At 66.3% G+C, this 10620-nt stretch carries 9 protein-coding genes; 3 read left to right on the top strand and 6 right to left on the bottom strand.

The features are described from left to right. Positions 1 to 558: 558 nt before the first annotated feature. Positions 559 to 1590 (bottom strand): beta-ketoacyl-ACP synthase III, encoded by a 1032-nt coding sequence (locus ABGB11_RS41120; protein ID WP_347641065.1) that lies wholly within the window; start codon positions 1588 to 1590, stop codon positions 559 to 561. A gap of 98 nt (positions 1591 to 1688) precedes the next feature. Between ABGB11_RS41120 and ABGB11_RS41115 the strand changes: the two genes are divergently transcribed. From ABGB11_RS41115 to ABGB11_RS41105, 3 genes are all read left to right on the top strand, one after another. Beyond that, the gene (locus tag ABGB11_RS41115) at positions 1689 to 1865 is read left to right on the top strand and encodes a hypothetical protein (RefSeq protein ID WP_347641064.1); all 177 of its coding nucleotides are present in this window, start codon (positions 1689 to 1691) and stop codon (positions 1863 to 1865) included. 141 nt (positions 1866 to 2006) lie between these two features. Then, the gene (locus ABGB11_RS41110; RefSeq protein WP_347641063.1) at positions 2007 to 2870 is read left to right on the top strand and encodes a hypothetical protein; all 864 of its coding nucleotides are present in this window, start codon (positions 2007 to 2009) and stop codon (positions 2868 to 2870) included. Between the two features lie 840 nt (positions 2871 to 3710). Next, on the top strand, positions 3711 to 4286 hold the full coding sequence (locus ABGB11_RS41105) for a CGNR zinc finger domain-containing protein (RefSeq protein WP_347641061.1): 576 nt from the start codon (positions 3711 to 3713) through the stop codon (positions 4284 to 4286). Positions 4287 to 4415: 129 nt separating this feature from the next. Here the strand turns inward: ABGB11_RS41105 and dmpG are convergent, their stop codons facing one another. From dmpG to ABGB11_RS41080, 5 genes are read right to left on the bottom strand one after another with little or no spacing between them, the layout of a single operon-like run. After that, a complete protein-coding gene (dmpG, locus tag ABGB11_RS41100; protein ID WP_347641060.1) occupies positions 4416 to 5438 on the bottom strand; it encodes a 4-hydroxy-2-oxovalerate aldolase in 1023 nt (340 codons plus the stop codon). Next, positions 5435 to 6310, bottom strand: a complete 876-nt coding sequence (locus ABGB11_RS41095; protein ID WP_347641058.1) for an acetaldehyde dehydrogenase (acetylating) — start codon at positions 6308 to 6310, stop codon at positions 5435 to 5437. The genes dmpG and ABGB11_RS41095 overlap by 4 nt, the downstream gene beginning before the upstream one ends. Further along, positions 6307 to 7833 (bottom strand): M81 family metallopeptidase, encoded by a 1527-nt coding sequence (locus ABGB11_RS41090; protein ID WP_347641057.1) that lies wholly within the window; start codon positions 7831 to 7833, stop codon positions 6307 to 6309. The genes ABGB11_RS41095 and ABGB11_RS41090 overlap by 4 nt, the downstream gene beginning before the upstream one ends. 11 nt (positions 7834 to 7844) lie before the next feature. Continuing rightward, positions 7845 to 9005 (bottom strand): mandelate racemase/muconate lactonizing enzyme family protein, encoded by a 1161-nt coding sequence (locus ABGB11_RS41085; protein ID WP_347641056.1) that lies wholly within the window; start codon positions 9003 to 9005, stop codon positions 7845 to 7847. After that, complete coding sequence (locus ABGB11_RS41080) at positions 9005 to 10450, bottom strand: amidase (RefSeq protein WP_347641055.1); 1446 nt, start codon at positions 10448 to 10450, stop codon at positions 9005 to 9007. The genes ABGB11_RS41085 and ABGB11_RS41080 overlap by 1 nt, the downstream gene beginning before the upstream one ends. Positions 10451 to 10620 lie beyond the last annotated feature (170 nt).

The following is a 10620-nucleotide window of genomic DNA, read 5'->3' as shown; positions in this document are numbered from 1 at the left end:
ACGACAACATCGCCGCTGCCAACCGGCACCACGCCCGCGACCCGCAACGCACCGTCACACTGCTCCAGACCACATGAACGACAACCCCAGGTCACACCCTCTTTTCACGACTTTGCCGGGTCCCTGCTGGGACCCTGCTGAAGGGCGCTTCCTGCGGCGGCGGCGCCGGCCGCCTGAACACCGCCGCACGCATGACCGGGCTCCGCATGACCTCGGCGAGAACCTTCACCTTGTCACCCAGAGGCGGCGCCTCACCGACCAGCTGCTGCATCGTGTACAACGCGGTGTACACGTCCCCGCTGACATCAAGATGCCCGCCCACGTACGCACGAGCCAACCCAAGCGCATTCGGCGAATGCACCAGATATGACACCGCGGACGGCGAACCGCACCTCAATCCCAATTCCAGTACCGGGCCGCCCCATTCGAAACCCATCGAACGCCGAGAACGCCAATGGCACCTCAGACCCGACAAGCCGCTCGAACACCCTGGCCAGGGTCAAGAATCCTCCTCCAATATTAAGGCTTCAATGGAACGACCTCAATAGGCCTCGTCGTTCACACCAACCGAAAGTCCGATGGTGAATCATCAAATACTTCACCCTTTCCTGCCGCCCCAAGGCGGGCAGGAGAAAGAATTACCTGGCCAGCATAAGCCAATCCGCCGCCGAAGCCGAAGAGGAGTACGGGCGCGCCCGGTGGGATACGTTGTTGTTCGAGGAGCTTGGACAGTGCCAGGGGGATGCTGGCCGCCGAGGTGTTGCCCGATTCCTCGACATCGGTGGCCACGATCGCGTTGATCGCGCCGAGTTGGGCAGCGAGTTTCTCGATGATCCGCAGGTTCGCCTGATGGAAGACCACGGCGGCCAGATCGGCGGGTGGGATGCCGGCAAGGTCACAGGCAGCGCGTGCATGCCGGGCCATTTCGGTGACGGCCCATCGGAAGACCGTGGTCCCGTCCTGGGTGAAGCGCAGAGGGTTCCCCTCGATGAGGATCGCCCTGGCCTTTTCCGGGGCCGAACCCCACACCACCGGGCCGATGCCTTGACTCGCCGCAGGACCGACGACCGCGGCTCCCGCACCGTCGCCGACCAGCACACTGACCGATCGGTCGTCCCAATCCACGACATCACTGAGCTTGTCGGCCCCGATCACCAGCGCATGCCTGGCCGCCCCCGCCCGGATGCTGTGATCAGCGATCGCCAGCGCATGAGCAAAACCCGAACAGGCCGTGTTCACGTCGATGACCGCACAGTTGCGCAAGTGAAGGTCCGCCGCCACACGAGCGGCCATGTTCGGAGTGCTGTCGATCGCCGTACAGGTAGCGACCACGACCAGATCTATGGAGTCCAAGGGCAGACCACTTCTGTCCAGCGCATCGGCTCCCGCGCGAGCGGCCATCTGATCCACCGTCTCCCCGGTAGCAGCGATACGCCGCTGGCGGATCCCCACCCGGCGAGTAATCCACTCATCACTGGTATCCAGCCGAGCGGCGAGATCCCCATTCGTCAATACCTGGTCGGGCTGATAATGCCCCAAGGACAGAACACGCGAACCATTCACCGCAAGGTCCCTTTTCTGATTGGCCATCTTGTTCTTTGATTTTGATCACACAAGCAATTCTAGCTGCGGTGATCAAAGACCCGTCTAGTTGCCGGTCGTCTCGCAGCCGCAATCGCCTGAAAACCATGAAACCCGGGTACTTCGATGACGACTCTCTTTCCCAGCTGTCCTTGCTCGCGTACTTCAGCGTGCTGCTGGAGCAGCTCGGCGAACTCGCCGGGAAGTCTCTGCCTGCCTTGGAGGACACCCCTCCGCCACATGGCGTCCCGATCGACAAGAGTCAACCCATCGGCCTGAAGTGATCCGAAGTTTGTTTCCGGTGTCACTTCGAAGCGGACGACCTTACCGAACGGCATGCGTCGTGAGTCACTGTGCTGTTGACCGGGCCTGCTCTGCCGTCGATTCTGCGCCAGCCTCGGATTGAGCAGCGGAAGGGGAGGCGGGTGACCGTCATTGAACAGACTTGGTTGATTGTCTATGTGGCCACCGTCGGCAAGAAATACCAGGTGCAGAGTTTCGGGATCCTGCAGTACCGTGGGGAGACAGGCTGGCCACTGACTCATGGACACTCGCGCCCAGAAAGCCGGACTGTGGTCGTCGATCTCACTTTTCAGCCAGGGAAGATGTTCCCCGATAGTGTCGGGCACCCACACATGCCGAAATCTCCGCCAAGGAAACTGTCGACTGAAGAAGGCCCACCGGAAGGCACGATGAATGAATTCTGGATCGCGCAATTGGGAGCTCGTGCAACGCGTCGGAAACGGCTTGTCGGTTCGCCACATCGAGACACATATTCCAGCTCGATGGGAGACACCGGTGGGCGCGAACTCCTCGGGGCCGTAACGCAGGTCTCGAAAGGTTCGTACCCCGGACCATGCCAGCCAAGCAGCCAGCCACTGCTCGACCTCGGTCATATCGAAGACACCGGCGAGGTCAAGATTCTTGCGCTCGAACCATCGAAGCCCAGACGCCGCTTTGAGGATCTTGTGCGTTGGAACACCGGCGTTCGCGATACGACGCCAGTGCCTGCTCAGCCCGGCCGCAGCCGCGAGTCCCGGGATGGTGCCGCCCGAAGCCAGATCCCAGCGAACCGGGTCACCGACCTCCTCCAGCACATGGGCAAGACCAGCCTGCCAACTGGCCCGAAACCCACTCGAGCCAAGAACTGCAACGAACGGATCCCGCCCCGGAGGATGCTTTTCTCGTACATGTACTTGATCTCGCGGCGGTTTTTCCCAGAGACGACCATGCAGGTCGACCCCAGGGTATCCCGACCCTCCTTGCAGCATTTCTTTGCCGACCACTGATTTTGACCACTCCCTAGAATACAAATATACGCACTCTCTCAGAATTCTTAGCGTGAACGCGATTCTCGCATTGACAGCTCACAGCAGCATGTTTTTATCGCCAGGAAACCCCTCGAACGGGAGTTTCTGATGGCACATCGAACATGTAGACCACCCACATCGCCTCTTCCTTTCGAGCGCAGGAAAATTCTTCAATTAACATTTCAGTCATCCTCGAATTCACCAGGCAAGTCGAGATCCCGTGATCAAGGTTGATGCGCCTCGACATTCTGGAAGATAACGAGGAAAAAATGACTGCTCCACCGGGAAGGCGCCGCCGCCGTTGCGGCGGCAGCAACGAAAATAGCCTTAATAGTTCCTTCGATTCATAGTCCGACGCATAGAAGAGCCCAGCCGACCTGCCAGTGACCGAAGGTCCGATGAGGCTTACGCGCCCTGAACGACCGCAGATGGAAGAACTGCAGGTCAGGTCAATTTCGAGCTGCCGGAGATCAATGTTTGCCCGATGGAAGACTTCCCTCTGAGAGAGCGGAGGCAGCGGGCCATCCCCTCACACGCGCGGTCGATCTAAAGATGCCGACGGACCGCCGTGGCAGCGGAGGCAAACTCCTCGGAGTGAGCATCGGTTGCCCCCACGGCCGGACGTCATGAGGGACCGAGGCGCAGACCTCGATGAGTCCTCGGTGATGGCAAGAAGCACGGCCGGGCGACGAGACATACAAGTGACTCCGATGGCAGACATCGACATCTTCGTAACGTGCTAGCGCGAGACAGTACGTTACGGCAGCTCGACCTCGACCCGCAACGGGAGGTTTCGGGTCAGTGCGTTACACTGATGGCATGGCGGGGACGAGGAAGGGCATCGCAGACAAACCGGTGATCGTCGAGGCCATGCCACCCGCATCGCTGGTCGACTTGGTGAACGAGTGGGGCACCGTGCCCCGCGCAGCCGCCGGTGAGCAGGACCAACCGTTCCCCACAGCCAAGGGACTCCCGCTGGGTATCCCAGACGAGCTCATCCGTGAGCTCCATGCGGAGACGCTTCAGCAGGTCGCCGATCGCCTCTATCCGATCTTCGCTACCGCCAGTCCGTACGAGTGCGCCAGGCGGGTCACCAAGATCCTCAGCGCCGCCAGCGTGTATCCAACGACGACCCTTGTCGACAATCACATGGTGGCCGGCTGGTCCACCGACAAACCCGAGCACGCCCTGGCGGGCGCAGCGGCATTGGCGATCCGCGACCACCTCGGAAAGAACGGCTTCGGACGCCTCGGCACCTGCGTCGCCCACAACTGCGCCGACGTCTATGTCGACACCTCACCCACACGCGACCGTCGTTACTGCTCGATCACCTGCCAAAACCGTGCCCGAACCGCCGCATTCCGGAAACGCCATGCCCGCTCCACGACGTCCTGAGCGAAGCAGGCCGGCACGTATTCGATGAAGTTGATGGTCAGCACGTAGAAGCATCGGGACTGTTTGCTCAATCGTTCTATCGTCCGGGTTCCGTGAAAGTCCTCAGAATCCCGCGCGAGACGGCCCGGCTCAACTGCCAGCCGGTTGTTCGCGCAGGCGGAACAGCCCGATCGCAAGGTCCTCGAGCAGATCCTCCTGCCCCGCGACCGCGTTCAGCCGGCCGGCCTGGATCAGGAGTTCGCGCGGTGAAACGCCGTACTCCTTGCCGAGCTTTTGCGCCTTGCCGAGGAAACTGGAGTAGACACCGGCGTCGCCGATCACCAGACTCTCCCGGTCGATGATCTGCGGATGTTTCATCGCCGGGCGCACCACCTGCTCGGCCGAATCCATCAAGACGTCGACGTCGATCCCTGCCTGCAGTCCCAGCCGCTGCAGGACGACGGCCAGCACCTCACCCGGTGTGTTGCCGGCGCCGGCACCCAGTCCACCCAGCGAGCCGTCGATCCACGTCACGCCCTCCTCGACACCCGCCAGCGAATTGGACACCGCGACGCCGAGGTTGTTGTGCATGTGCAGGCCGATCTCGCAACCGACCCGATTGCGGACCGCGCCGACCCGGGCCCGTACGTCGTCACCGAGCATGTTGCCGGCCGAGTCCGCCAGGTAGATCACCTGTGCCCCCGCGTCCTCCATCATCGCCGCCTGGGCCGCGATCGATTCCGGGTCGGCGCTGTGCGCCATCATCAGGAACCCGATCGCCAGCAGGCCGTAGTCGCGGGCGGCCGTGAGGTGCTGCAGGCCGGCATCGGCCTCGGTCGCGTGGGTGGCGACTCGCACCGCCCTGACACCGTGCTCGACGGCGAGCTGCAGCTCCTCCAGCGTGCCGAAGCCCGGGACGAGGAGGGCGGTGAGTACGACGTCGTCGCCGGCCGCGGCCGCGGCGTCGAGCAGCTCGATGTCGGAGGCACTCGACTTGCCCATCAGCAGTGACGATCCGCCCAGCCCCGCTCCGTGCCCGACCTCGACGTAGCGCACCCCGGCCCGGGCCAGGTCGCCGGTGACGGTGTGGACCAGCTCGGTCGACAGCTCGTGGTCGAGGGCGTGGCTGCCGTCGCGAAGGGTGGTGTCGAGATAGGTGACATATCCGGTCATCGAGCGTCTCCTCGCTCGTCGCGGGTGACGACGATCCGTTCCCCGACGGCGCGTGCCGCGGAGGTGATGATGTCCAGGTTGCCTGCGTACATGGGCAGGTAGTCCCCCGACCCGGCGACCTCGGTGAAGATGGTGACCGACGTCGGTTTGGCGACGAATCCGCGCAGCCGGAACCCTGGCGCGTAGACCTGGATCCGGGCGACCTCGTCGCGCAGGTGCCGTTCGATCTCGGCCTCGCCCACGTCGGCACCGAACTCCACGTAGATCGTGTTGCGCATCACCGGTGGCGGGTCGCCGGGGTTGAGCAGGATGATCGCCTTTCCGAGGGTGGCGCCGCCCATCGTCTCCAATGCGTTGCCGGTCTTGTGAGTGAACTCGTTGATGTTGGCCCGGGTTCCCGGTCCGGCGCTGCGGCTGGCGACCGTCGAGACCGTCTCGACGTACCCGAGCCGGCCGACCCGGCCCATCGCCACCACGAGAGGGACCGTGGCCTGCGAGGCGCAAGAGACCAGGTTCAGATTCGGCTCGTCCAGGTGCTGGTCGAGATTCACGGTCGGGAAGACATACGGTCCGAGCGCGGCCGGCGTCAGGTCGACTATGTGACCGACCCCGGCGACGGTGAGTTTCGGTGCATGCTTGCGATGCGCCGCGGCCGACGTGGCGTCGAAGACGATGCCGGGCGGCTCGGCCAGGGCCAGGATCGCGTCCGCGCCGGTCGTGGCGGTGCGATGACCGCGCTCACGGGCCAGGGCGAGTCCCTCGGAGCGTTCGTCGATGCCTGCCATCAGGACCACGTCGAGCAACTCCGAACGATCGAGCTTGTACATCAGGTCGGTGCCGATGTTGCCGGATCCGAGGATGGCGACCTTCATCCGTGTTCTCCCGATTCGACCGAGGCGGCGCTGAGAAAGGTGAGTGGTGCCGGATCGGAGTTCGATCGCAGCTCCAGGGGGAAACACGGCCGGGGCAGTCGCCGGTAGGTCAGCTGCCGCAGTGCCGGAGTGGTCGCCCCGGGCAAACTGACCGGCACGAAGAGTTCGGTCCACTGCTTGTACGTCGGCCGGAAGTTCATCGGATTCTTGACCACGATGTACCGGGCCCGAGCCGGGTCGAACCCCATCGCCGCATACTGCTCGCCACGCCACTCGTACGTGCGCAGACTCGTGATCAGCAGCCTGATCCAGGGCCCGATCCGGATCACCGCCGAATCCCCCATCCGGCCCAGGGCACCGCCGTACAGACCGCCGGCGTACCTGAAGGTGGCATCCGGCCGGGTCGCCTCCACCACGCCTCGGACCGCCACCGGAGCACCCCAGGCAGGATCGAGGCGGTGGCCGACCGTCAGCTCGACTGTCGCGCCCGCGCCCGCCGCCAGACACGCTGCGGCCGCCTCCGGGTCGACGACGCACACGTGCGCCTCCCCGCCGAGATCGAGCTCCATCAGCCCGCGCAGTGGCCACACACTGTCGCCGGCGGCGCCGCCTCCGACGCAGTCACTCCAGTCCGCGATCACCGCGGTTCGGCCGTCGTCGGCGGCCCCGACCGCGTCCGCGACCGAGAAGAGGTCGGCCTCCAGCTCGAACCGGCAGTCCCAGTACGCCTGCGCGACCTTGGTCATCGCGGCGTGCCGCTCGGCCTCATTCCCGCCGAGTGTCAGGACGCCGTTACCCATCTCCGGCAGGTCGTTGTGCGGATGGACGTGAACGACAGCGACATCCTCCAGCCCGAACAATTCGCGGGCCTCGCGCGCGAGCCTGGTCAGCCACGCCATCGGCCCGTCGCCGATGGTCTGTGCCTTGGCGGCCGGCGTCAGCATCGGCAGCCGGACGAAGCTCATCCCGGGTGCCGGCTCGCCGGCCGCGATCCGCAGGACCAGGTCGGCGGCGCGGCAGCCGATCTCGAAGGTGTCGTCGTGCGGATAGCAGTGGTACGGGATCAGCGCGGTCGCGTGACGCAGCATCCTGGCCGTGATGTTCGCGTGCATGTCCAGCGTGGCGACCACCGGCACGTCCGGGCCGGTCAGCTCGCGAACCAGTTCGAGCAGCTCGCCTTCCGGATCATCGGTGCCCTCGGCGACCATTGAGCCGTGCATCGCCAGGATCACCCCCTGGACCGGGCCGGCCCGGCGCAGCCGGTTCAGCACCCGGTCGCGCAACTCCCGCCAGCACTCCGCGGCCAGGACACCGCCGGGCGCCGCCCGGGCCACGAGGGTGGGGACGATCCGGCCGCCGGCACGCGACAGCGTCCGCAGTGCGCCACCGACCTCGGACGACGAGCCCGCCAGGGCACGGATGTCGTCGCTTTCCAGCAGCGTCAGCGCCTCGAAGTCCGCCAGCTCGCACTTGATGCCCGCGAATCCGTTGCTCTCCTGGAATATCGAGGCGATCGCGATCACGGGTGCCCTCCTCATAGCTCGGTCACCGCCTCGCCCAGCTCGTCCAGGTCAGGCCGGAAACCGTGCCCGGGCCGGTCAGGCACGGCGAACCGGCCGTCGGCGGTCAGCAGTCCCGGGTGCAGATACCGGTCCATCCACGGACTGCCCGTGGCGTCCCACTCGACCAGGAAGCCGTTCTCGAGCGACGCGACGAACTGCGCGCTGATCAGGAACGAGAAGGCGCTCGAGATCGAGTGCGGCACGCACAACCGGCCGTAGGCCGCGGCCATCGCGGCGATCCGCCGGGCTTCGCTCAAACCGCCACACCAGCAAGGATCGGGCTGGACCACGTCGACGGCCCCGGCAGCGAGCAGCTCACGGTACGCGAACCGGGTGTACTCGGTCTCGAACCCGGCCACCCGGCAGTCGGTCTTACGCCGGATCTCCGCGGCCTGGTGGTACAGATCGGGACTGACCGGCTCCTCGATGAAGAACGGCCGGGCCGGTTCGATATCGCGCAGGAACCGCACGGCGGTCGGCAGATCCCATTCGGTGTTGGCGTCGACCATCAGCAACGCGTCCGGCCCGATCGCCTCCCGGACCGCGAAGACCCGCTCGACGTCGTCTGCGAGGCCCACCGTGCCGGTCCGTTCCCAGACCCGCGACCACTCCCGCCGCTGCCGGCCGACCTTCATCTTGAAGGCCCGGAACCCGAGGTCCCGGAGCCCCTTGAACTCGGCACCGAGGGCGGCCAGATCCTTGCCTGGGGCATAGAATCCGGCGCTCGCATAGGGCAGCACGTCGTCCGAGTGCCGTCCGAGCAAGGTCGCCAGCGACACCCCGCAGCGCTGACCGAGGACATCCCACAGCGCGATGTCGATCGACCCCATCGCGGCCACCACCGCACCACGCCGGCCGTGCTGCGCGGTGTGCTGGTAGAGCTTCTCCCACAGGAAATGGATCTTGGCCGGATCCTCACCCAGCACCATCGGGGCCAGTTCCGTCTTCAGGATCGCCGCGGTCACCTCGGCCGGCCCGCCCCACACGGCCGCCTCACCCCAGCCTTCGATCCCGTCCGCGGTGCGGATCCGAACCCACATCACCTCGCGCTCCCGGACGTCGTGCCGGGCGTCCGAGAAGGGTGGTACGGGCGCGTTCAAGGTGAACACGTCGACGCCGATCACTCGATCCATCAGTAACCACCTCTCCGGGCCTGATGCCCGTCCGCCTCGTCGATGTGGGTGCGCACCCAGGTGGGTTCGAGCCGGGACCGGTCGATGCCGAGGGCCCCTTCGATCAGCTTGGCGACGCGCAGGCAGTGCAGGTCCCGGCCGGGCGGGCAGGCAATCTGCAGGGACAGCGGGAACCCGTCGTCGGTGAAGCCGCAGGGCAACGCGGCTACGGGACTGCCGGTGAGGTTCCACAGGCAGGTGTACCGAGTGGCGAGCCGCCAAAGCGCGCCACCGCCGAGCCCTGCTGCGGCGAGCGCGGCGGGGCCCGGACAGAACCCGGTCGTCGGGCTGATCACCGCATCGAACCCGTCGACCGCACCGGCGGTCTCGTCGACAACGCTTCGGCGCAGGCGTTGCGCGTCGAGATAGTCGGCCGCGGAAAGCCGTCCACCGGCCTCCAGTAGTTCCCGGACCGCGTCTCCCAGCTTCGACCAGCGATCTGCGGCCGGCACGCGGAAGGCACTCGCCGCTTCGGCCGCCACAATGAGCTGCGTCGCGACCAGGGAGTCGTCGAGCCGGGCGAGCTGCACCTCGCCGAGATCGGCCACCGCCTCGAGCCGCTCGAGCGCCCGGGCGAACTCCTTGTGGGTCGGCTCCTCGGCAGAGTCGAACAGTTCCTGGACCACGCCGATCCGCGGGCGCCGGCTCGGCGCCGTGGCGAACCGTCGTGACCACGCCATCCGGTCCCGATCCGTGCCGACGAAGCGATCATCGACGATCGCGAGGAACACCAGCAGTGCGTCCTGAGCGGTGTGGCTGAGGATCCCGACGGTGTCGAGGCTCCAGGCGAGCGGCAGGACACCGGCCGTGTCGACGGCGCCGTACGACGGCTTGTACCCGACGACGCCGCACAGCGCGGCCGGGTTGCGCACCGAGCCTCCGGTGTCGGTTCCGATCGCGGCCATGCACATCCCGGCCGCCACCGCGGCGGCGGAGCCCCCGCTGGACCCGCCGACGCCGCTCGCTTTGTCCCACGGACTCAGCGTCCGGCCATGGAGTGGGTTCGTTGTCATACCGCCGAGTGCGAGCTCGTCCAGGTTCGTCCGCATGACCAGGTCGGCTCCGCGACGGCGCAGACGCCGTACGACGGTGGCGTCGGCGTTCTGCGGTGCCGGATCGAGCGCCGCGCACCCCGCCGTCAACGGCGAGTCTCGGACGGCGAGGTTGTCCTTCACCGCGATCGGGATGTCGCGCAGGGTGATGCCGTCGGGTGAGACCGCCCGGCTGTTCTGACGGCCCGGCGGCAACAGCTCCGTGGACACGTTCAGCGTGCGATCCAGCGCGGCGGCACGGCGCCGGTGGGCGGCTGCCACCTCGGTCCCCTCCACTCTGCCGGACCGCAGCAGGGCAACAGCGCCGTCGATGTCGAGCGCCGGCCAGATCAGGTCCCGGTCACCGCGATTCATCGAGAACCCGCTCGTCCGGCCGCGGTGACCGTCCCGGGACCGCAACGGTCCGGACCGTCCGCGGGGCGTCGGGGGGTGTGAGCGCGAGGCCGCCGGAGTGCCGGCGCCGCGGTACCGGCGTGGGGTTCCGGGCCGGCGTGGCATTCGTTCCAGCCGTTCATCGTCGACCC

This window comes from Actinomadura sp. B10D3 (assembly GCF_039871695.1).
Classification (GTDB): domain Bacteria; phylum Actinomycetota; class Actinomycetes; order Streptosporangiales; family Streptosporangiaceae; genus Spirillospora; species Spirillospora madurae.
This window is presented reverse-complemented; position numbering and strand designations above follow the sequence as displayed.

What these genes read in the sequence shown, in the direction of transcription:
- ABGB11_RS41120 (WP_347641065.1), bottom strand. Translation starts at nt 1,590, where the DNA reads ATGGCCAATCAGAAAAGGGACCTTGCGGTGAATGGTTCGCGTGTTCTG.
- ABGB11_RS41115 (WP_347641064.1), top strand. Translation starts at nt 1,689, where the DNA reads ATGAAACCCGGGTACTTCGATGACGACTCTCTTTCCCAGCTGTCCTTG.
- ABGB11_RS41105 (WP_347641061.1), top strand. Translation starts at nt 3,711, where the DNA reads ATGGCGGGGACGAGGAAGGGCATCGCAGACAAACCGGTGATCGTCGAG.
- dmpG (WP_347641060.1), bottom strand. Translation starts at nt 5,438, where the DNA reads ATGACCGGATATGTCACCTATCTCGACACCACCCTTCGCGACGGCAGC.
- ABGB11_RS41095 (WP_347641058.1), bottom strand. Translation starts at nt 6,310, where the DNA reads ATGAAGGTCGCCATCCTCGGATCCGGCAACATCGGCACCGACCTGATG.
- ABGB11_RS41085 (WP_347641056.1), bottom strand. Translation starts at nt 9,005, where the DNA reads ATGGATCGAGTGATCGGCGTCGACGTGTTCACCTTGAACGCGCCCGTA.
- ABGB11_RS41080 (WP_347641055.1), bottom strand. Translation starts at nt 10,450, where the DNA reads ATGAATCGCGGTGACCGGGACCTGATCTGGCCGGCGCTCGACATCGAC.